General features: G+C 68.4%; 24 protein-coding genes. 8 read left to right on the plus strand and 16 right to left on the minus strand.

Translation table 11 applies throughout. The features are described from left to right. Positions 1–27: 27 nt before the first annotated feature. Complete coding sequence (locus tag DA69_RS11210; RefSeq protein WP_025976914.1) at positions 28–1,317, minus strand: aspartate kinase; 1,290 nt, start codon at positions 1,315–1,317, stop codon at positions 28–30. Between the two features lie 45 nt (positions 1,318–1,362). Between DA69_RS11210 and ubiG the strand changes: the two genes are divergently transcribed. Beyond that, the gene (gene ubiG, locus DA69_RS11215) at positions 1,363–2,193 is read left to right on the plus strand and encodes a bifunctional 2-polyprenyl-6-hydroxyphenol methylase/3-demethylubiquinol 3-O-methyltransferase UbiG (protein WP_029972436.1); all 831 of its coding nucleotides are present in this window, start codon (positions 1,363–1,365) and stop codon (positions 2,191–2,193) included. A gap of 4 nt (positions 2,194–2,197) precedes the next feature. On the opposite strand, the gene DA69_RS11220 is transcribed toward ubiG, so the two are convergent. From DA69_RS11220 to DA69_RS11240, 5 genes are all read right to left on the minus strand, one after another. Then, positions 2,198–2,731: a GNAT family N-acetyltransferase gene (locus DA69_RS11220; RefSeq protein ID WP_082891490.1), complete on the minus strand. Its 534-nt coding sequence runs from the start codon at positions 2,729–2,731 to the stop codon at positions 2,198–2,200. Positions 2,732–2,819: 88 nt separating this feature from the next. Continuing rightward, positions 2,820–3,269 (minus strand): DUF1178 family protein, encoded by a 450-nt coding sequence (locus tag DA69_RS11225; RefSeq protein ID WP_025976917.1) that lies wholly within the window; start codon positions 3,267–3,269, stop codon positions 2,820–2,822. After that, the gene (locus DA69_RS11230; RefSeq protein ID WP_025976918.1) at positions 3,266–4,105 is read right to left on the minus strand and encodes a carbon-nitrogen hydrolase family protein; all 840 of its coding nucleotides are present in this window, start codon (positions 4,103–4,105) and stop codon (positions 3,266–3,268) included. Before DA69_RS11230 ends, DA69_RS11225 begins: the two co-directional genes overlap by 4 nt. After that, positions 4,106–4,363: a glutaredoxin 3 gene (grxC, locus tag DA69_RS11235; protein ID WP_025976919.1), complete on the minus strand. Its 258-nt coding sequence runs from the start codon at positions 4,361–4,363 to the stop codon at positions 4,106–4,108. Between the two features lie 35 nt (positions 4,364–4,398). Beyond that, complete coding sequence (locus tag DA69_RS11240; RefSeq protein WP_025976920.1) at positions 4,399–5,205, minus strand: ComF family protein; 807 nt, start codon at positions 5,203–5,205, stop codon at positions 4,399–4,401. On the opposite strand from DA69_RS11240, the gene DA69_RS11245 reads away from it, so the two are divergent. Next, on the plus strand, positions 5,204–6,100 hold the full coding sequence (locus tag DA69_RS11245) for a methyltransferase domain-containing protein (protein ID WP_025976921.1): 897 nt from the start codon (positions 5,204–5,206) through the stop codon (positions 6,098–6,100). The genes DA69_RS11240 and DA69_RS11245 overlap by 2 nt on opposite strands. Positions 6,101–6,103: 3 nt before the next feature. Here DA69_RS11245 and DA69_RS11250 read toward each other — a convergent pair whose 3' ends face one another. Genes DA69_RS11250 through DA69_RS11265 form a run of 4 tightly spaced genes read right to left on the minus strand, consistent with a single transcriptional unit; the run spans position 6,104 to position 9,028 of the window. After that, positions 6,104–6,280, minus strand: a complete 177-nt coding sequence (locus tag DA69_RS11250) for a Flp family type IVb pilin (protein ID WP_024355184.1) — start codon at positions 6,278–6,280, stop codon at positions 6,104–6,106. A gap of 26 nt (positions 6,281–6,306) precedes the next feature. After that, positions 6,307–6,723 (minus strand): (deoxy)nucleoside triphosphate pyrophosphohydrolase, encoded by a 417-nt coding sequence (locus tag DA69_RS11255; protein ID WP_025976922.1) that lies wholly within the window; start codon positions 6,721–6,723, stop codon positions 6,307–6,309. Further along, on the minus strand, positions 6,720–8,108 hold the full coding sequence (argJ, locus tag DA69_RS11260; RefSeq protein WP_025976923.1) for a bifunctional glutamate N-acetyltransferase/amino-acid acetyltransferase ArgJ: 1,389 nt from the start codon (positions 8,106–8,108) through the stop codon (positions 6,720–6,722). The genes DA69_RS11255 and argJ overlap by 4 nt, the downstream gene beginning before the upstream one ends. Continuing rightward, positions 8,105–9,028: a peptidylprolyl isomerase gene (locus DA69_RS11265; RefSeq protein ID WP_025976924.1), complete on the minus strand. Its 924-nt coding sequence runs from the start codon at positions 9,026–9,028 to the stop codon at positions 8,105–8,107. Before DA69_RS11265 ends, argJ begins: the two co-directional genes overlap by 4 nt. 276 nt (positions 9,029–9,304) lie before the next feature. Between DA69_RS11265 and secA the strand changes: the two genes are divergently transcribed. Together secA and DA69_RS11275 are read left to right on the plus strand one after the other, a co-directional pair. Beyond that, positions 9,305–12,157 (plus strand): preprotein translocase subunit SecA, encoded by a 2,853-nt coding sequence (secA, locus tag DA69_RS11270; RefSeq protein ID WP_025976925.1) that lies wholly within the window; start codon positions 9,305–9,307, stop codon positions 12,155–12,157. Between the two features lie 123 nt (positions 12,158–12,280). Beyond that, on the plus strand, positions 12,281–13,444 hold the full coding sequence (locus DA69_RS11275; protein WP_025976926.1) for a class V aminotransferase: 1,164 nt from the start codon (positions 12,281–12,283) through the stop codon (positions 13,442–13,444). Between the two features lie 4 nt (positions 13,445–13,448). Here the strand turns inward: DA69_RS11275 and DA69_RS11280 are convergent, their stop codons facing one another. Genes DA69_RS11280 through DA69_RS11290 form a run of 3 tightly spaced genes read right to left on the minus strand, consistent with a single transcriptional unit; the run spans position 13,449 to position 15,680 of the window. Then, complete coding sequence (locus tag DA69_RS11280; protein ID WP_025976927.1) at positions 13,449–14,258, minus strand: hypothetical protein; 810 nt, start codon at positions 14,256–14,258, stop codon at positions 13,449–13,451. Between the two features lie 34 nt (positions 14,259–14,292). Then, positions 14,293–15,180 (minus strand): alpha/beta fold hydrolase, encoded by an 888-nt coding sequence (locus DA69_RS11285; RefSeq protein ID WP_025976928.1) that lies wholly within the window; start codon positions 15,178–15,180, stop codon positions 14,293–14,295. Between the two features lie 5 nt (positions 15,181–15,185). Next, on the minus strand, positions 15,186–15,680 hold the full coding sequence (locus DA69_RS11290; protein WP_025976929.1) for a Fur family transcriptional regulator: 495 nt from the start codon (positions 15,678–15,680) through the stop codon (positions 15,186–15,188). Between the two features lie 151 nt (positions 15,681–15,831). Here DA69_RS11290 and DA69_RS11295 point away from each other — a divergent pair, with 151 nt between their 5' ends. Beyond that, on the plus strand, positions 15,832–16,620 hold the full coding sequence (locus DA69_RS11295; protein WP_025976930.1) for a SapC family protein: 789 nt from the start codon (positions 15,832–15,834) through the stop codon (positions 16,618–16,620). 102 nt (positions 16,621–16,722) lie between these two features. On the opposite strand, the gene DA69_RS11300 is transcribed toward DA69_RS11295, so the two are convergent. Together DA69_RS11300 and DA69_RS11305 are read right to left on the minus strand one after the other, a co-directional pair. Continuing rightward, positions 16,723–17,130, minus strand: a complete 408-nt coding sequence (locus tag DA69_RS11300) for a MaoC family dehydratase (RefSeq protein WP_025976931.1) — start codon at positions 17,128–17,130, stop codon at positions 16,723–16,725. A 17-nt stretch (positions 17,131–17,147) separates the two neighbouring features. Then, positions 17,148–18,170, minus strand: a complete 1,023-nt coding sequence (locus tag DA69_RS11305; RefSeq protein ID WP_025976932.1) for an NADP-dependent oxidoreductase — start codon at positions 18,168–18,170, stop codon at positions 17,148–17,150. A gap of 327 nt (positions 18,171–18,497) precedes the next feature. Between DA69_RS11305 and DA69_RS11310 the strand changes: the two genes are divergently transcribed. Next, complete coding sequence (locus DA69_RS11310; protein ID WP_025976933.1) at positions 18,498–18,803, plus strand: hypothetical protein; 306 nt, start codon at positions 18,498–18,500, stop codon at positions 18,801–18,803. A gap of 70 nt (positions 18,804–18,873) precedes the next feature. On the opposite strand, the gene DA69_RS11315 is transcribed toward DA69_RS11310, so the two are convergent. Continuing rightward, on the minus strand, positions 18,874–19,602 hold the full coding sequence (locus DA69_RS11315; protein WP_025976934.1) for a response regulator: 729 nt from the start codon (positions 19,600–19,602) through the stop codon (positions 18,874–18,876). 198 nt (positions 19,603–19,800) lie between these two features. On the opposite strand from DA69_RS11315, the gene DA69_RS11320 reads away from it, so the two are divergent. Together DA69_RS11320 and DA69_RS11325 are read left to right on the plus strand one after the other, a co-directional pair. Next, positions 19,801–20,007 carry a NepR family anti-sigma factor gene (locus DA69_RS11320; protein ID WP_025976935.1) on the plus strand — a complete coding sequence of 69 codons (207 nt, stop codon included), beginning with the start codon at positions 19,801–19,803 and terminating at the stop codon, positions 20,005–20,007. Continuing rightward, positions 20,004–20,612, plus strand: coding sequence for a sigma-70 family RNA polymerase sigma factor (locus DA69_RS11325; RefSeq protein WP_025976936.1), 609 nt, complete (start codon positions 20,004–20,006; stop codon positions 20,610–20,612). The genes DA69_RS11320 and DA69_RS11325 overlap by 4 nt, the downstream gene beginning before the upstream one ends. Positions 20,613–20,636: the final 24 nt, after the last annotated feature.

Here is a 20,636-nt window from a genome sequence, read left to right on the forward strand (position 1 = left end):
TTCAGATAGGGCGGCGCGTCCGTTATCCTAGCTTTCCGCGTCCAGTCCGTAGGCTGCGTGCAGCGCACGCACCGCCAGCTCTGCATAATCCGAATCGATCAGAACGCTGATCTTGATTTCAGAGGTCGAGATAGCCTGGAACTTCACGCCCTTGTCGGCCAGGGCGCGGAACATGGTCTGGGCCACGCCCGCGTGGCTTCTCATGCCGACGCCGATCACCGACACCTTGGCCACGTCGTCGTCGACCCGCAGCTCCTCGAAGCCGATCTCGGCCTTGGCCGCCATCATCAGCTCGGCGGCGCGGCGCGCGTCGCGGCGGCCGGTCGTGAAGGTCAGGTTGACCGCGCCTTCGGTGCGGGCCTGGCTCTGCACGATCATGTCGACATTGACCTCGGCCTCGGCCAGGCGGGTGAAGACGTCGGCCGGGGCGTCCGTCCGGTCCGACAGGCCCAAAAGCGTGATCCGGGCTTCGTCCCGGCTCATGGTCACGCCGGAAACGATGCGCTTTTCCACGATCTCATCCTCGTCGCAAATCAGGGTGCCGGCGTGTTGCGGCAGGTTTCCGTTTTCATCCGGTTCGATGAAGCTGGACAGGACGCGCACCGGCACGCGCTTGTGCATGGCCAGCTCGACCGAGCGGGTCTGCAGCACCTTGGCGCCCAGCGACGCCATCTCCAGCATTTCTTCGTAGGACACCTTCTCCAGACGCCGGGCGCGGCTCTGGATGCGCGGGTCGGTCGTATAGACGCCGTCCACGTCGGTGTAGATGTCGCACGGCGCGCCGAGCGCCGCCGCCACCGCCACCGCCGAGGTGTCCGAGCCGCCCCGGCCCAGGGTGGTGATGCGCCCGTCGCGGGTCACGCCCTGAAAGCCCGGCACGATGGCGATCTCGCCCGCGTCGACGGCGGCGCCCAGCACCTCGCCCGGCACGTCCTCGATGCGCGCGCGGCCGTGGGCGTCGTCGGTCAGGATCGGAATCTGCCAGCCCATCCAGCTGCGCGCCTTGAAGCCCATGTTGCGCAGGGTCAGGGCCAGAAGGCCCGAGGTCACCTGCTCGCCCGAGGCGACCACCACGTCGTATTCGTCGTCCGACAGGGCGCCGTCGGCGTACAGGCCCGGCGCAGCGGCGCCGACGCCGTCGGTCCAGGCCACCAGCTCATTGGTCTTGCCCGCCATGGCCGAGACGACCACGGCCACGCCCTTGCCTCTGGAGGCCTCGGCGGCGACGATGCGCGCCGCGCGACGGATGCGTTCCAGGTCGGCCATGGAGGTGCCGCCGAACTTCATCACCAACCGGTTCGTGTCGGCCCGCGTCATCCCTGCGCCTGATCCCCCTGCTTGCATGGCGGGCGAAGGCGGTCCATGCCTGAGCCCATGCCCGCTTCTAACGACAGCCTCGATCCGCGCAAACCCCAAAGCGATGAGGGTTTTTCACCCTTTGCTACCGATCGTGCCGAAGGGCCGAGCATCGATCCTGCCGATGTGGCGCGCTTTTCGGCCCAGGCGGCGCAGTGGTGGGACCCCAAAGGCCCCTTCGCTCCCCTGCATCGCTTCAATCCGGCGCGGCTGAAATTCGTGCGTGACCGGGCGGCGGAGCATTTCCAGCGCGACGTAAAAGCGCGCGCGCCGTTCGACGGCCTCAGCCTGATCGACATCGGCTGCGGCGGCGGGCTGATCGCCGAGCCGATGCGGCGCATGGGCTTTGACGTCACCGCCATCGACGCCTCGTCCGAAAACATCGGCACCGCCCGCGCCCACGCCGAACAGGTCGGTCTGGACATCGCGTATCGCGCCGCCACGGTGGAGCAGATGGTCGAAGCGGGGGCCGGGCCGTTCGACGTGGTGCTGACGATGGAGGTCATCGAGCACGTCGCCGACCCGGAAAGCTTCATCCGCGCCTGCTCCAGGCTGATCAAGCCCGGCGGCCTGATGATCGTCGCCACCCTGAACCGCACGCTGAAGGGGCTGCTGCTGGGCAAGGTCGCGGCGGAATATGTGCTGCGCTGGGTGCCGGCGGGCACCCACGACTGGCGCCAGTTCCTCAAGCCCGAGGAACTGCGCGCCATGCTGGACGGGGAGCCCCTGAGCGTCACCGGCCCCTACGGCCTGGCCTACGACCCGCTGAACGACCGCTGGAGCGAGGGCGACGACGTGGGCGTCAACTATATGATGATGGCGACGCGGGACGCCTGACCGCTCAGAGCGGCCGGACCATGTAGCGGGCGTCGTCGCCGTAGCTGGCCAGCTTCGCGGCCATGCCGGGCGGGTTCTGAACCTCGAAACCGTTGCGCGACCAGAAGCTTGATGCGTCGTTGACCGCGACCAGCGCCACCGACGGCCAGCCGTCCGCCCGGGCCTGATCAGCCAGACGCTCGATGATGGGGCGGGTGTGGCCGCCGCCGCGCATGTCGGGGTGCAGGGCCAGGTCGTGCAGATAGACCACCTCGGCGTCGGTCGGGATGGCGTCGATCAGCACGTTCAGCGCCGGGGCCGCATTCGCCTTCCACGGATAGGCGACCAGATAGCCCATAATCCCTCCGTCCGGCGCCGCCAGAACGAAGCAGCCCTGAGGATAGAGCTCCAGCCGGTTGGCGAAACAGGCGCGCTCTTCCGGATGATCGGGGAAGGACAGTTGGGCCACCGCGACCACGCCGTCGAGGTCGTCCGGCGTCATGGCCCGCCAGTTCAGTTCGGACAGCGGGCGTTCAGCTTCGCCCTGTTGAATCGCCATTGCACGCTCCATTCATCCGTTGGCGTCAAACCCCTCCGCGCCCGACATAGGCGACCGCGCACCGTGCGTCGCCGGCGAAAGACTGCGACTAATTCGCCTTCTTGGGGTCGGGCGGCAAACTGGGCAGGGGGGCGCAGGGCACGCCGTCGTCCCTCAGCTTCTTGACCTCGGCGGGGGTGGCCTCGCCGTAGATCTCGCGTTTTTCGCTGCGGCCTTCGTGGATGTCGCGGGCCTCGCGGGCGAAGGCGTCGCCGACGTAGTCGAAGTTCTGCTCGACGTGGGCGCGCACCTGCTGCGCCGCCTGCATCATCATCGACTGCATCTGCTTCAGAGCTTCAGGTTTCAGGGCGTCGGTCGACGGCGCGGTCTTCTTCGTGCCCGAGACGGCCGGGGCCATCACCTGCTTCCTCACGGCCGTCGAACCGCAGAAGGGGCACTCGACCAGGCCGCGCGCCGCCTGATCGTCATAATCGGACGAGGAGCCGAACCAGGCCTCGAAGCCGTGGTCTTGGTCGCAGGACAGGGCGTAACGGATCATAGGGGCAGGTCGAAGTCGCGGTCGTGGCGCAGGGCCGGCACGGAGGCGCGCGCCCGCTCCACGGAGGAAAGGTCCAACCGAGCGTGAAGCACGGCCGGTTCGTCGTGGTCGAGCCGGGAGATGATTTCGCCCCAAGGCCCGACGACCAGAGAGCGGCCCCAGGTCTGGCGGCCGTCCTCATGCGCGCCGCCCTGGGCCGGTGCCAGGATGAAGGCCCCTGTCTCGATCGCGCGGGCGCGCAGCAGCGTCTCCCAGTGCGCCTCGCCGGTCGGACGGGTGAAGGCGGCGGGAACGGCGATCAGGCTCGCGCCCGCCTTGGCCAGGGCGCGGTGCAGATGCGGAAACCGCAGGTCGTAACAGATGGTCAGGCCCAGACCGCCCCAGGGAGTATCGGCGACCGCCGCCGCCTCGCCGGGCCGCACCGAAGCGCTTTCGCGATAGGTCTCGCCGTTCGGCAGGTCGACATCGAAGACGTGCAGCTTGTCATAGCGCGCCGCGATCGTCCCGCCGGGGTCGATCAGCAGCGAGCGATTGGCGGCGCGCGGGTCGTCCGCCACGCCCGAACGGACAATGGCCGAGCCGACCAGAAGCCAGACGCCCAGTTCGGCGGCCAGGGCCTGCAGCCCCAGCACAGCCGGATCGGCGCCTTCGTCCGACAGGGCGGCGTCGCGGAAGGCCCAGCGCTGTTCGAGGACGTTGGTCCCCTCAGGCGTCAGGATCAGCTGGGCGCCCCCGGCGGCGGCCACGCGGATCAGGGGCTCGACATGCGCCAGCCCTGCGGCCGCCGTCGCCGGCGTCCGCGTCTGGATCAGCGCAATGTCGAGCGTGTCGGTCACCTAGGCCGCCAGCAAGGCGTCCAGCTCGCCCTTGCGGTCCAGGGCGTGGATGTCGTCCGAGCCGCCGACGTGTTTCCCGTCGATGAAGATCTGCGGGAAGGTGGCGGCGCCGCCCGAGCGCTGGACCATTTCGGCCTTCTTCTCGGGGTCGTTGGAGGCGACGATGTTGGTATAGGCCGCGCCCTTGCTGTCCAGCAGGGCCATGGCGCGGATGCAGTAGGGGCAGCCGGGTTTGGTGTAGAGAACGACTTCGGCCAAGGGAGACTCCTAAAGGCTGAGGGGAAGGTTCTCTTTCATTTAGGCGGTTCTCGCGCGTTTTTCACCCTCGCGATGACGGCCAGGTCGACGGCGCGCGCTCCGGCCTCCATCAGGACCCGCGCGCAGGCCTCTGCGGTGGCCCCCGTCGTCAGCACGTCGTCGACCAGGAGCAGGCGCCGTCCCTTGATGCGTCGCCGCCCGGCCTCGGTCACAGCGAAGGCCGCCTTGACGTTCAGCCGCCGCCCGCGCGCGGACTTGCCGCCCTGGCTGGCGGTCGGCATGGGGCGGATCAGGGCGTCGGGCAGGTAGTCGAGCCGCGCCGCGCGGGCCAGCGGCCGGGCGATCTCGGCGGCCTGATTGAAGCGACGCGACAGCAGGCGGGCGCGGTGCAGGGGCACAGGGACCACGGCGTCCGCCGTCTCGATCAGGGGCGCGGCCGAGCGGCTGATCCAGCGGGCGAACAGGGGGGCGAACTGCTGCTGGTCGCCGTGCTTGAACTTCAGGATGATCCCGCGCGACGCCTCGTCATAGACGCAGGCCGCCCGCGCCCGATTGAAGGCGTAGGGGCTGGCGATGCAGGCCGCGCACCGATCCGCCGCGAAGTCGCCGCCGTCGCATTCAAACGCGGCGCCGCAGCCGTCGCACACCGGCGCCTCCAGAAAGGCCACCCGGCTCCAGGCGTCGGGCGAAAGGCCGGCGGACGCCGCCGCCTCGCGGCTGTCGTGGGCGAGCGGCGGCAGCAGAATATCCAGCAGGCCCCGGCCCGCATCGCGTGCGCCGGATGCTAAAGGCCCCCCGACGCCTTTCAATCGACCTCGCCAGCCCCCATCCTGAACCGACATGAGCGCCCCCTCTCCCTCCTCCGGTCCCCCGATCATCTTCGACGCCGCCCGCCGAGCCGCGCGTCTGAGCCGCGCCGAGCGACGCTTCCCCGACGCCGACTTCCTGCATCTGCGCGCCGCCGACAATGCGGTGAACAGCCTCGAAGTGATCCTGCGCGAGTTTCAAACGCCCGTCGACCTGTCGCCCCACCCCGGCGTCTTCGCCCGCGCCCTGGCCGACAGCCCGGCGCGCGAACGGGTGGCTGAGGTCCGCGCTGTCGGCTCGACGGCCGAACGCGCCGCGCCCGGCGCGGAGCCGCTGGGGCTGGAGGACGGATCAGCCGATCTGATCATCAATCTTCTGGGCCTGCACTGGGCCAACGACCTGCCCGGCGCGCTGAGCCAGATCCGCCGTGCGCTGAAGCCGGACGGTCTGTTCGTCGCCAGCCTGTTCGGGGCGGCGACGCTGAAGGAGTTGCGCGGCGTGCTGACCGAGGCGGAGCTGGAGGTCAACGGCGGCGCCCAGGCGCGCGTCTCGCCCTTCGCCGACGGCTTCGACGGGGCGGCCCTGCTGCAACGGGCCGGGTTCGCCCTGCCGGTGACGGACGTGGACCGCGTGACCGTGCGCTATGGCGATCCCTTCGCCCTGATGCGCGACCTGCGGGCGATGGGCGAGACCAATGTGCTGGCCGGGCCCATTCGACCGCTGAGCCGCGCCGTGCTGGCTCGCGCGGCCCAGCTCTACGCCGAGCGCCACGCCGAGGCGGACGGACGCATCCCCGCCACCTTCGAAATGGTTCACCTGGCCGGGTGGGCGCCGCACGAGAGCCAACAGAAGCCCGCCAAGCGCGGCTCGGCAAAGACGCGTCTGGCCGATGCGTTGGGCGTCAGGGAGCAGACCGGCGAGGAAGGCTGACCGTCAGCTTCCGGCGGCGAGCACGAACTGGCTGACCTTGCCGTAAATCACTTCCATCCGCCCGGAGAAGGCGCCGAGCGCGGCCAGAACCACCATGCCGATCAGGCCGCAGATCAGGCCGTATTCGACAGCGGTGGCGCCGCCTTCGTCGCGGAGCAGCCGGTGGATGAAACCCTTCACGCCCGGCCTCCCCTGTCGTCGGCCCGTCAGAGCAGATCGCGCAACCAGGCGATCAGCGGTTCATCGGCCGGAGGCATGGGATAAGCCGACAGCTTGTCCGGCTTCACCCAGGCCAGGCCCGCATGCTCGCGCGCCTCGACCATGCCGGACCAGCGCCGGCACAGATATAGTGGCATCAACAGGTGAAACGATTCGTAAGCGTGACTGGTAAACACGAAGGGGGCCAGGCAGGCCTCCTTCACGTCGATGCCCAGTTCTTCCTTCAGCTCGCGGATCAGGGCCGTCTCGGGCCGTTCGCCCGGCTCGACCTTGCCGCCGGGGAATTCCCACAGACCCGCCAACTGCTTGCCCTCGGGGCGTTTGGCGATCAGCACCCGGCCGTCCGGATCGATCAGGGCGACGGCGACGACGAGGACGGTGGGAACGGCGGGCGTCTCGCTCACGAGCGGTAGTCTCCGTTGATCTCGATGTAGCGTTTGGTCAGGTCGCAGGTCCAGACGGTGGCCGAGGCGCGCCCCGAGCCGACATGAACGGTGATGTCGATCTCGTCGTTCTTCATATAGGCGCTCATGACCGCCTCGTCGTAGTCAGGCGACGGGGCGCCGTCGACGGCGGCGACGTGGGGACCGAAGCGGATGGCGAGACGGTCGCGGTCGACCGCCTCCTCCGTCTTGCCCACAGCCATGACGATGCGGCCCCAGTTGGCGTCCTCGCCGGCGATGGCGGTCTTGACCAGCGGGCTGTCGGCAATCGACTTGGCCAGTTTGCGCGCCGAGGCGGGCGAAGCGGCGCCCTCGACCATCACCTTGACGAACTTGGTCGCGCCCTCGCCGTCCTTGACCAGTTGGTGAGCCAGATCCAGCATGACGGCGTCCAGCGCCGCCGAGAATTCCTTCAGGCGGCGGTCGCCGACGCGGCCGATGCGCGGCGCGCCGGACGCGCCCGTGGCGAACAGCAGCGCCGTGTCATTGGTGGAGGTGTCGCCGTCTACGGTGACGCTGTTGAAGGTGGTGCGGACGTGCAGGTTCAACAGCGCCTTCAGCACCGGCGGGGCGATGTCGGCGTCGGTGACGATAAAGGCCAGCATGGTCGCCATGTCCGGCGCGATCATGCCCGAGCCCTTGGCGATACCGGCGATGCGGACCTTGACGCCCTCGATCTCACATTCTGCGTAAGAGCCCTTGGGGAAGGTGTCCGTGGTCATGATGCCCAGACCGGCCCTGGCCCAGTTGTCGGCTTTCAAACCGGCCTGAACCTCGGGCAGGCGAGCGGTGATCTTCTTGTCGTCCAGCACCACGCCGATGACGCCGGTCGAGGCCAGCATGACGTCCCGCTGGCGGCAACCAAAGCGTTTGGCGAACGTCGACGCCGTGCGACGCGCGGCATCGGCGCCCGCCTTGCCGGTGAAGGCGTTGGCGCAGCCGGCGTTGACGATCAGCGCCCGGACCTCTTCGCCGCCCTTGTCGGCGTCCAGCTGGCGCTTGCACCAGTCGACCGGGGCCGAGCCGACCTTGTGCCGGGTGAAGACGCCCGCGCACGACGCGCCTTCGGGAAAGTGAAAGACCACCAGATCGTCGCGCTCATGCTTGTAGAAGCCCGCGCGCGCGGTCGCGATCTCGACCCCGCCGATCGGCGCGATGGCCGGAAAGGGCACGGCCAGCGGCGAGATCATCAGTCCCGGCTTGCCCGGCGCCGAGGCGGCCTTGGACGGCGTCGACCCGGCCGACTGGGCCGCGCGTTTCAGGGCCGAGGCCAGGGGGTCTAGCGCCTTCTCGATGGCGGTTTCGATCTTCTTGCCGGTCGAGGCGGACTTGGGCGGCTGGCTCATGTGGCGTTTCCGGCGGCGGGAGGAACGGTGACTTTATCGGCGGGCGTGGAGGCAGGCGAAGACGCCTTTGCGTCGTTCAGGGTGATTTCCACCTCGGCCTTGCCGCGAAGTTGCTCGAGCAATTGGCGCACGCCTTCATAGGTCAGATAGCGGACGATCTGGGGACGGGCCTGCTCCGGCGTCGGCGGCGTCTCGACGCGTCGGTCTTCGACCTTGAGCACGGCCCAGCCGGTCTCGGTCTGGATCGGACCGACGACCTGGCCCGGCGTCTTGCCCTGCAGGGCCGTCGCATAGGCCCCCGGCAGAACGTCGAGCGTCGAATAGCCTAGATCGCCGCCGGAATAGCGGGTGGCGTCGTCGATGGAGCGTTGGGCTGCCACGGCCTCGAACGCCGCCCCCTGCCCCAGCACGCCGAGCACGGCGTCGGCCTGCTCCCTCGTCGGGGCCAGGATCAGGCGCACGCGGACCTCTTCGGTGGCGCGCGCCAGACGCTGCTGCTCGGCGTAGAGGCGTTCGACCGCCTGTTCCGAAACAGCGCCGGAGACCACCTTTTCCACCAGCATGTCGCCCAGGATGCGTTCGCGCACGGCCTGCAGGCGACGCTGGGCGGCCGGGCTGGAATCCAGGCCGCGACGCTCGGCCTCGGCCGCCAGCAGCTTCTGATCCACTACCTCGTCCATCACCCGGCGAAACAGTTCGGAGGAGACATCCAGCGGGTCGTCCTCGCCGATCAGCCCTTGCGCCACCGCCTCGCGCCGCACGTCCGAGGCCCAGACGGCGCGGTCATTGACCCTGGCCACCACCCGGTCGTTCTTTTCCGGCGCAGCCTCGTCGCCGCCGCGCCCGCAGGCGGCCACGCCCATCGCCAGCCCGACGGCGGCGACCAGAAACAGGCTGGTGAGGGGACGCCGCGCTCGCATCGGACGCTCCGGGCAAGGGTCTGGGGACAGGTCGCCGGGGCGACCGTTCGCGCCTGCGCGGCGCCGCCTTAAAAAGGCCCTCGCGTTGACAGGGGTAAGGGCGGTGCTTAAGTCCCGCCTGCGCCCAAGTCGAGGGATTTTCGATCGTATGCGCGGCCCTTCGCGCGCCCTGACTGCAGGGAAGGCCTGGGGCTGGCGTGATCGCGGCCTCCCGACCGGGCGAAACCTGTCTTTCTCAGAGCCTTCAGCCGCTCGACCGCCTGACCCGGATCGCCCATGCTCGGCTTCGCCAAGAAACTTCTCGGTTCCTCCAACGACCGCAAGGTCAAGGCCTTCCAGGCCCAGGTCCAGAAGATCAACGCCCTAGAACCTAAGTTCGAGGCCTTCTCTGACGACGAACTGCGCATGATGACGCAGACTTTCCGGGATCGCATCGAGGCCGGCGAGAGCCTGGACAAGCTGCAGAACGAGGCCTTCGCCGTCGTGCGCGAAGCCTCCAAGCGCGTGCTGGGCCAGCGTCAGTACGACGTGCAGATGGCCGGCGGCATGATCCTGCACGAAGGCGGCATCGCCGAGATGCGGACCGGCGAAGGCAAGACCCTGGTGGCCGTGGCCCCGGTCTACCTGAACGCCCTGGCGGGCAAGGGCGTCCACGTCGTCACCGTCAACGACTACCTGGCCCGCCGCGACGCGGAGCAGATGGGCAAGGTCTACCGCTTCCTGGGCCTGGAGGTCGGCGTCATCGTCAACGGCCTGTCGCAGGGTCAGCGCCAGATGGCCTATCAGGCCGACATCACCTACGGCACCAACAACGAGTTCGGCTTCGACTATCTGCGCGACAACCTAGTCTACGACCGACGCGAGATGGTGCAGCGCGGCCACCACTTCGCCATCGTCGACGAAGTGGACTCCATCCTGATCGACGAGGCGCGCACGCCGCTGATCATCTCGGGCCCGACCGAGGACCGCTCGGACCTGTACAAGATCGTCGACGCCCTGGTGAAGGAACTGGTCAAGGACAAGGCCACCTACGACCTCGACGAGAAGCAGCGTCAGGCCCTGCTGACCGAGCTGGGCTCGGAGCGTATGGAGCAGATGCTGGAACAGGGCGGCCACTTCGCCGAGGACACCGTCGATCTGTATGATCCGGCCAACGTCAGCCTGGTCCACCACACCAACCAGGCCCTGCGCGCCAACACCCTTTACCAGCGCGACAAGGACTACATCATCAAGGACGGCGAGATCGTCCTGATCGACGAGTTCACCGGCCGCATGATGACCGGCCGTCGCCTGTCCGAAGGTCTTCACCAGGCCATCGAGGCCAAGGAAGACGTCAAGATCATGCCCGAGAACCAGACCCTGGCCTCGGTGACGATCCAGAACTACTTCCGCCTGTACGAAAAGCTGTCCGGCATGACCGGCACGGCGGCGACCGAGGCGCAGGAGTTCCTTGACATCTACAAGATGGACGTCCTGGAAGTGCCAACCAACCGTCCGATCCTGCGCAAGGATTACGACGACGAGGTCTACCGCACCTTCGCCGAGAAGAACCGCGCCATCGCCGCTCAGATCGCCGACTGCTATGTGCGCGGCCAGCCGATCCTGGTCGGCACGGTGTCGATCGAGAAGTCCGAAGAACTGTCCGACCTGCTGAAGGACTACGACTATCAGGTCGAGGTTTCGCGCAAGCTGAAGCCCGAATACGAAGGCCGTGAGAAGGAAGCCCAGAAGGTCGGCGACCTGGCCTATGACATCGAGTACGTCACCGGCCGCGGCATCCCGCACAATGTCCTGAACGCGCGCCAGCACGAACAGGAAGCCTATATCGTCGCCGAGGCGGGCCTGCCGCACGCGGTGACCATCGCCACCAACATGGCCGGCCGCGGCACCGACATCCAGCTGGGCGGCAACCTGGACATGCGGATCCAGCGCTGGGTCCAAGAACAGCGCAACATGGCGATGGAGGTCCCGCCCGAGGCGCTGGCCGCCAAGGAAACCGAGTTCAAGGCCGAGATCGCTGTCGCCAGGGAGAAGGCTCTGGCCGCCGGCGGCCTGTTCGTCCTGGGCACCGAGCGCCACGAAAGCCGCCGGATCGACAACCAGCTGCGCGGCCGGACCGGCCGTCAGGGCGACCCCGGCACCTCGAAATTCTACCTGTCGTGTGAAGACGACCTGCTGCGCATCTTCGCCGGCGACCGCCTGGACGCCATCATGCGCCAGTTCGGCGTGGCCGAAGGCGAGGCCATCAGCCATCCGTGGCTGAACCGCGCCGTCGAAACGGCCCAGAAGCGCGTCGAAGCCCGCAACTACGACATGCGTAAGAACGTGCTGAAGTACGACGACGTCGTGAACGATCAGCGCAAGGCCGTCTTCGAACAGCGCCAGGAGTTCATGGACTCCACCGATCTGTCGGAACTGGTCGCCGACTTCCGCAGCGACGTGATCAACGACCTGGTCGAACGCTATATGCCGCCCAAGGCCTATGCCGAGCAGTGGGATATCGACGGCCTGGACGAAAAGGTCCGCTCGACCCTGGGCCTGGAGCTGCCGCTGCATGACTGGGCCGCCGAAGAAGGCGTCTCCAACGAAGAGATCGAAGAGCGCATCACCGTCGCCGCCGACGCCCGCGCCGCCGAGCGTCTGGAGTTGATCGGCGCCGATCAGACGCGCGGCCTCGAAAAGCAGTTCATGCTGCAGATGATCGACATGCAGTGGCGCGAGCACCTGGTCCACCTGGACCACCTGCGCGGCGTCATCGGCCTGCGCGGCTACGGCCAGCGGGACCCGCTGAACGAGTACAAGACCGAAGCCTTCAACCTGTTCGAGACGCTGCTGCACGACCTGCGCCACAACGTCACGCGCTGGCTGATGACGGTCGAGTTCCAGTTCCAGGCGCCGCCGCCGATGGAAATGCCCGAGTTCCAGGAAATCCACCTGAACCCCGGCACCGGCGAGAACGAAATGGCCAACCCGATGGCCCAGAACCCGGAAGGCATGCTGACCGGCGATGATCGTTCGAAACTGCCGGTCGAGGCCCTGCCCGCCGACTGGGAGCGCACCAGCCGCAACGCCGACTGCCCCTGCGGCTCGGGCCGCAAGTTCAAGCACTGCCACGGTAGTTTGGTTTAAAGGCGCGCTGACGCGCGCGGATTGAGCGCCGAAAGACTGAGTTGAGAGAGGCGGGTTCGCGAAGGCGGCCCGCCTTTTTCTTTGCCCGGTGACGCCGGCCGCCATGCGGGTTAGCGTACCCTCATGAACTACAAGCCCCTGTTCTCGCGCGCGCTCGGCCTCGACCCCGAACGCCTGCATTTCGCCGCCCACAGCCACCACCTGTGGCCCGACGCCAGCTTCGACGGCCAGGTGCGGGCCTGGGCCGAGGCCAACCGCTTCGCTGATCGCAAATGGGACCTGATCTTCGGCGAGGTCATCCCCGAGGCTCAAGGCCACGTCGCGCGCGAGCTGGGCCTGCCCTCGCCCGACAGCCTGATCTTCGCGCCGAACACCCATGACATCCTGCTGCGCATCGTCTCGGCGGTCGACACGGCGCCGGTGCGCATCCTGGCCACCGACGGCGAGTTCCACTCCTTCCGCCGCCAGTCGGAACGCTGGGAAGAGGCCGGTCAGGCCGTCGTCACCCGCGTGCCCCTGGCCCCGTTCGAGACCTTCGCCGAGCGGTTCGTCGCGGCGGCGCGGGCGGGCGGGCACGACCTGATCTTCGTCAGCCAGGTCTTCTTCCGTACCGGCGGCCTGTTCGAGCGCATCGCCGAACTGGCGGACCTGGCCGCCCCGGCCGGACCGTGGGTCGTGGTGGACGGCTATCACGGCTTCATGGCCACGCCGACCGACCTTTCGGCCGTGGCGGACAAGATCTTCTATCTGGCGGGCGGCTATAAGTACGCCATGGCGGGCGAAGGCGCCTGCTTCCTGCACGCCCCGCCTGGCTTCGGGCCCCGCCCCGTCGTGACCGGCTGGTTCGCCGAGTTCGGCCATCTGGAAGGCCCGCCCGGCGGGGTTCAGTACCGCACCGACGGCGGCCGCTTCTGGGGCGCCACCTTCGACGCCAGCGCCCTTTACCGCTTCAACGCCGTGCGCGCGATGCTGGACCAGCACGGCCTGACCACGGCGATGATCGCCGACCACGCGCGCGGCCTGCAGGCGCGGTTCCAGGCGGCGGTTCAAGCCGAAGAAGCGGGCCCCCTGTCACAGGCCGAGATCCTGAATCCGGTCCACGGCGAGGCCCCGCGCGCCCGCTTCCTGGCCCTGCGTCACGCGGACGCCCCGCGCTGGAAGGCGGCCCTGCAGGAGATGAACGTCATCGCCGATGTGCGCGACGACGTCATCCGCTTCGGCTTCAGCCTGTACCAGAGCCAGGAAGACGTCGAGCGGCTGATCCACGCCTGCGCCCGGCTGGACTAGGCCTTTAGAAGAACAGGCTGTCGGCGTCGCGGCGAGCCTCGGGCGGATCGGTGCGGCGCGGCGGACGCTCGCGGCGCGGCGCCGGGGCTGAGGCAGGCGGCGTCGCCCGCGCGGCCGGTGCGGAAGTTGCCGGGGCCGGATCGCCCGGCAGCCGCGGCGTCGGGGTCGCGCGCGGTGCTGGAGCGGCGGCTGCTGGCGGCGGCGGCGCGCTCGCCTCGGTCTTCGGCGGCGGGCCCAGCGTCGGATATTTCGGCGTCGGCGGCAGGGGCGGTCGGCGCGCGGACGGCGGCGAAGCCGGGGCGGTCAGCGCGGGTTCTGCGTCAGACGACGAGGCCTCGAGCGCCTGTCGCGCCTGGGTTCGCGCGCGGGGGCTGTCGCAACGACACAGAACCAGATCCTCGCCGTCGCGCCACAGGATCAAGGGCCTGCGCGGCGGCTCGGCCCAGCGATGGGCCAGGCGGGCCAAATCCGTCTCCAGCGCCTCATCGGCGCCGACGGGGATGGCGCGGACCTCATGCCCGTGCGCCTCCCATAGCGGCGCCGTCTGCGCCACCCAGTCCCGCCCCGCGCCGTCCGGGTCGTAGACATAGACGGGGGTCAGGCCGAAGGCCGCGGGACCCGCCGCCTGCTCCAGCCGCGCCTCCAACCCCTGAGACGCGGTCAGGCGCTGCAGATCGTGCCGCGCCACGCCCAGCCACCAGGCCGCCACAACCACGCCGAGCAACAGCAGACCCAGCACGGCGCCGATCAGCGTCCCCAGCAGCAGGCGCGGCCAGTCCGTGTCGGAGGATGAGGTCAGGGCGGCGGAGGTCATCGCCGCCAAGGCCTAGCACCGAATGGCGCGGCTGTCAGACCGCCAGGTCCAGCAGGGCGTCGCGCGTCAGCTCGGCATGGGTCATGGGGAACAGGTGGCCGCCCCCCGCCACGGTCTCGGCCTCGACATTCGGGCGGCGCGACGACGGGGCGACGGCGCACAGGGCGCCTGTCTCCGCCTTGAGGATTCTCACAGCGCCTGGATAGCTCGCCAGGGCCCGCCAGGGGTCGTGCGCCTGGGCGGCGTAGTTGGAGGCCTCCCACGCCGGGGCGCAGGCCAGCTCCAGCCCGCAATCGGTCTCGACCAGACCATCAGCCAGATAGTCGGCCAGCATCATGTCCGGCCAGCCCTTGAAGGCGCCGCGTCCGCGATAGGCGCCCATCGCCTGTTCACGACTGTCGAACAGGGCGCGGCGGCGCAGGGTGTTGGCGACGATGGGAAAGCGCTGGGACAGCAGGCCCGCGAGCGGCAGGTTCATCGCCCACACCATCTCGCGGCGCCAGACGACAGGGTCCAGCAGCAACAGACGCGAGACCCGATCCGGGCGCTCGGCGGCGGCCATCAGGCCGCTGGTCCCGCCGATGGAATGGCCGGCCAGGGCGACAGGAGGGCCGTCGATCGCCTCCAGAAGACAGATCAGGTCGTCGCGATGATCCTTCCAGCTGCGGCGGCCGTCGGGAACGGCGGGCAGGCGCGTGCGGCCGTGCCCCCGCAGATCCGGTGCCCAGATGCGCAGCGCGCCCGACAGGGGCTGCAGCACGGAGCGATAGGTCAGGGCGTTGAAGCCGTTGGCGTGGACGAAGATCAGGTCGACCGGCCGCTTGGGATCGCCGAAGTCCAGCACGGCCATGTCGCCCGCGCCCCAGCGATTGTCGATCGGCACGCTGATCCGGCGCGGCGCCGACAGGGCCAGGGCGTCCATCCGGATCAGGCCGCGATGCGGCAGGCGCCGCACCGGCCGTGGCCCTCGATCGTGGTGCGGTCGATCGCGTAGCCCGCGTTCGCAGCCGCCTGGGCGATCACATCGGCGCCGGGAACCGCCACCTCTTCGGTCGCGCCGCAGCAGTCGCAGATCAGGAAGGCCGCCGCATGGCCGCCCGGCGCGCAGGCGTCGGCCGTGCAGGCGACATAGGCGCTGATGGAGGCGATGCGGTGGGCCAGCCCGCGCTTCTCAAGGAATTCGAGGGCGCGATAGACGGTCGGCGGCTTGGCGGCCTGACCATCGAGGCCATAACGGGCGATCAGGTCATAGGCCTTGACCGGCTCGGCGGCCGACAGCAGCAGTTCAAGCACGCGGCGGCGCGGGGCGGTCATGCGGTCGCCGTCGGCCGAAAAGCGGGCCTCGACGGCGGCGATCGCCCGTTCGACCTCGGCGGCGCCGGGTCGGCTGTCGATGTGATCATGATCGCAGGCGTCGCCCATGAGCTAGAGCTAGGGGGTCCTGAGCCGCGCCGCAACCGGGACCGCGCGCCGCAGGCCCGATCAGGCCCCATTGTGGCCAAACCGCGGCGTTTGCGGCGGCCTCGGGCATGGGCTAGAAGAGCCGTCCTTTCTGTTCAGAAGACCCTATTTCATGACCGACGCCACCCAAGCGAACAGCCCCCTGTCGGGCACTGTCCTGTTCTATTCCCAGCCGGAGCCGCTGTCGGCCGACGTGCACGGCAAGCTGGGCGTGACGCCCGCGGACAAACCCTACGCCTTCGTGGCCCAGACCCACGTCGTGCCGCTGACGGTGACGGAGTTCGCCCCGGCCGCCCTGTCCTATCCGGTCATCTTCGTCGGCGACGCCAAGCAGCCCGTCGCCGCCATGGGCCTGAACCAGGGCGAGAACCTGTTCATCGAGAACGGCGACTTCCGCCCCGACGCCTATATTCCGGCCTATGTCCGCCGCTATCCCTTCGTCTTCGCCAATGACGAAGAGCAGAAGCGCATGGTGCTGTGCATCGACCGCGCCGCCCCCTTCGTGGTCGAAGGCGGCGAGACGCCGCTGTTCGAAAACGGCCAGCCCAGCGGCTACGTCAACTTCGGCATGGAGTTCTGCAACAACTTCGAGCAGGAGCGCGTGCGCACCGAGTCCTTCATCAACCTGCTGACGGAACTGGACCTGTTCGAGGTGCGTGAAGCCACCTTCACCCCGCGCAACGCCGACGGCTCGGCCGGCGCGCCGCAAAAGATCGCCGAATACTTCGCCGTGTCGGAAGACAAGCTGAAGGCCCTGCCGGTCGAGAAGCTGGCCGAACTGCGCGACAACGGCGCCCTGGGCCAGATCTACGCCCACCTGGTGTCGCTGCTGGGCTGGGACCGCCTGATCGCCATGGCCCTGACCCGCGCCGCCCAGCAACCGGTCGCCGCCAACGCTTGATTGAATCTGGCCCGACGCACGTTCGCGCGACGGCCCGATGAACAATGAAATGAAGACGCCCCGTCAGACTGCTGGCGGGGCGTTTTTTGTCAGGAGATGGGTTTAGCGGCGGGCCACGAGGGCGCGGGTCAGGCAGGAGAAGACCAGCCGTCCGGCCTCGTCCAGCATGTCCTGCTGGGCGATGACCACGCCCTTCTCGTCGCCGACCGGATCCTTGCCCATCACCGTCAGCCGGCCGCGCAGCAGTTCGCCCGCCGGGGGATTGCGCAGGAAGCGCAGCCCGTCGACCGCGAGGGTCTTGGACCCCGCCCAGCCGCCCATGCGATCGGCGGACAGACGGCTCCACAGGGCGTAGACCATCGCTTCAGGCGCGCCATAGGCGACGTCCCACCCCGGCAGGAAGCGTTCGGCGAACAGGTCCAGCGCCGCCGCATCCACGGCGCAGGCGCCCAGAGGAATGACCTGGCCGATCTCAAGATCCTCGAAATGGACGTGCAGAGGTTCGGTCATGCGCGGTCGTTCCTCGCTCAGGCCGCCGGCTCCTCCGACACCCGGACCATCAGCTTGCCGTCATGGTCGCCGGTGAACAAGCGATTCAGCGAGCCGACCGCCCCTTCCAGACCGTCATCGACGTGGACCTTCCACTGAATTTTCCCGTCGGCCAGCCAAGGCCCCATTTCGGCGATCATCTCCTTGGCGCGGTGCGCGTAGTCGAGGACCAGGAAGCCCTGCACGTTCAGACGGTGGGTGATGATGCGCGAGAAATTGGGCGAAGGCGGCATCCGCGTGGCGTTATAGGCCGAGATCAGGCCGCAGACGGCCATGCGGCCGTGCACCTTGAGCCGGTTCCACACGGCGATCATGATGTCGCCGCCGACGTTCTCGAAATTGAGGTCGATGCCGTCGGGAGCCAGCCGGTCCAGGGCGTCGCCGACATCCTCGTTCTTGTAGTCGACGGCGCCGTCGAAGCCGAGCTCCTCGGTCAGCCAGCGACATTTCTCGGCGCCGCCGGCGATGCCGATGACGCGGCAGCCGCGCTGCTTGGCCACCTGGCCGGCGATGGAGCCGACCGCCCCGGCCGCCGCCGAGATCACCAGGGTCTCGCCCGCCTTGGCCTTCAGCACGTCGGTGACGCCGAAATAGGCCGTCATCCCGGTCATGCCCAACACGGACAGGTTGGCGGTCAGCGGCAGGCCCGGCGCACGATGGACGGGCCGCAGCCCCGCCTCGGGCACGACAGCGTAGTCGGCCCAGGCGCCGGACAGAGGCGTGACCAGATCGCCTTCCTTGAACCGCTCGCCGCGCGACTGCTCGACCACCCCCAGCGTCAGCCCGCGCATGACGTCGCCCAGACCCACCGGCGGCAGATAGCCTTCGGAATCGTTCATCCACGTGCGGTTCGTCGGGTCGATCGAAAGATAGATCGTGCGGACCAGGACCTCTCCGTCCTTCAGATCAGGCACGACGCTTTCGACCAGTTCCAGATCCCCATCCTGAATCAGCCCCTGCGGGCGGCGACGCAGGATCCACTGCCGGTTGCGCAAGCTCATCAGTCTGTCTCCCATCAGGGTTTTCTTTCAGGACCCATAGTGGCGCCTCCCGCTGGCAGAGCAAGCCGCCGAACGCAGACGCGTGACCGCCCAGCAAAAAAGAAGGCGGACCCTTTTTGAGGATCCGCCAGGAGTCGCATCATCGAGAATGAGGCGAGGGCGAAGACCGACGGTCAGGTCGGCCCGGGGAATAGCCCTCGGCGACCGAATAACGACGGACTTGCGACTCGGTTCCCGACCCGGGCGACGGGCTAGCGTCGAAGGAACGGCCGAGCGACGGCGACGTTGGCCCTACAGGTTCTCAAACCGCGACAAGGAGGCGAGCCCATGACCCATCAAGACCCGCATTCGCACTCGGCCGACGCCGTAGAGACTCACCACCCCGTGGAGGCCCAATATGTGCGCCAGGGCCGCGGCGGGCGTCGCATCCTGATGCTGCTGATCGTATCGGCGGGGGCGGCCGCCGTGTTGCTGTTGGGCATATGGGCCGTCAACAACGCCGGCCTGCGTCGAACCTCCGAGGAGGCCAGCATGACGCCTGAACCGCCGCCGGTCGTGGATGCCGACCGCACCGCCCGCAGCGCCGGCCCGGAAGCGGCGCCGCCGCCGGTCGACGCTTCTCCCGCCACCTGATCTTGCACCAGCAAAAAGGGGCTCCGCAGCAGCGGAGCCCCTAAAAAGGCGTCGGGGGCGCCGCCGTGGATCAGGCGGCCGCCTTCTGGCGCGAGGGATGGAAGAACAGCGCCTGGCTGATCGCCGCCTTCACCGTTTCCGGCTGGAAGGGCTTGGTGATCAGGAAGGTCGGCTCGGGCCGTTCCCCGGTCAGCAGCCGCTCCGGGAAGGCGGTGATGAAGATGACCGGAACATCGAACTTGCGCAGGATGTCCTTGACCGCGTCAATGCCCGAAGAGCCGTCCGCCAGTTGGATATCCGCCAGAACCAGTCCCGGCGCGTGACGCGAAACGGCGTCCACGGCCTCGTCGTGGGTGGTGGCGGTGCCGGTGACCCGGTGGCCCAACTCCTTCACCAGGCTTTCGATGTCGGACTGAGCTTCAGAGATCAGGCGCTCGACCGTGCGCGGATCGACGGCCAAAATCTGGGCGGCCTCGGACGGCGTAAAGCCTTCCAGCGCGGTCAACAGGAACGCTTGTCGCGACTGGGGCGCGATGCGCATCAGCCGACGAGAAGCGTCGTCGGCTTCGGAGACGCCGCCGCTTTCCAGCTGGGCCCCGGTGCTCGACCAGATAGTGTGGAAGACGTGGTAGAGCGCCACCCGCGGCGTCATGTCGGCGGGCAGTTGACGCTCGCCCGCCGCCAGGGCTTCAAGCGCGACGCGGACATAGTTGTCGCCCGTGCTTTGATCGCCGGTAAGGGCGCGCGCGTAACGGCGAACATAGGGCAGATGCGGCGCAAGTCTGGCCAAAAGGCTCATATGTAGATCCCCGACTGCGCCCGCCTCCACTGACGAGACGGGCTTAGACGGACCTTAACGTATCAGAGACGCCACGGTTCCGTGAGCTTCGTCCAGCTTGAGCATAAAATAGCAACGGCGTAGGAACTCTATTGGAGAGGCGGCGTTTTGCGTCTCTATGAACGACTTCACAAGGCTTGGGCGGCGGCCGGAAACTCCATGATTGAACCTAAGGACACCCCCGCGCGTATCAGCGGGTCCAACTCGGACGAACGCGATCTCGAAGAGGTCCGTCTGCGTCAACAGGCCATCGGCGTTAAGCTGCGCCATATGTTCGACGAAGTCGTCAACGAGCCCGTGCCGGACGAATTTCTGGAAATCCTTCGCCGCGCCGATCAGGGCGCATCCGCCAAGGAGGGGCAGTGACCACCACGACCCCCGCCGCCCGACCCTCGTCATCAGACGACAACGCGTTCAAGGCTGAACTCGTCACCCTGATCCCTCATCTGCGGGCCTTCGCCCGGACCTTGACCGGCGACCCGACGGCCGCCGACGATCTGGCTCAGGAAGCCATGATGAAGGCGTGGGACGCCCGCGCCAGCTATCAGATGGGCACCAACATGAAGGCCTGGACCTGCATGATCCTGCGCAACCAGTTTTATTCTGAAAAGCGCCGCTCGTGGCGTCAGACCCAGTTGGACCAGGAAGCCGCCGAACGCACCTTGATCGCCGTAGACGACCCCGAGGCGCCGGTGGCGCTGGACGAACTGCGTCAGGCGCTGAAGTCGCTCCCGGAAGAACAGCGCGAGGCCCTGATCCTGGTGGGCGCGGGCGGCTTCGCCTATGAAGAAGCTGCGGAAATCTGCCAATGCGCCGTCGGCACGGTGAAGAGCCGGGTGTCGCGCGCGCGCAAGGCGCTGCAGGCCACGCTGGAGCGCGGCGGTTATGCGCGCGACGGCCAATCGGCGGGCGACGCCATGCGCTCGATCCTGGCCGACGCGGACAGATTAAGCGGCGCCGGGCGCAAATAGCGGTGCGTGTCGGCCGGGTTCTGG

Source organism: Brevundimonas naejangsanensis (assembly GCF_000635915.2).
GTDB lineage: Bacteria > Pseudomonadota > Alphaproteobacteria > Caulobacterales > Caulobacteraceae > Brevundimonas > Brevundimonas sanguinis.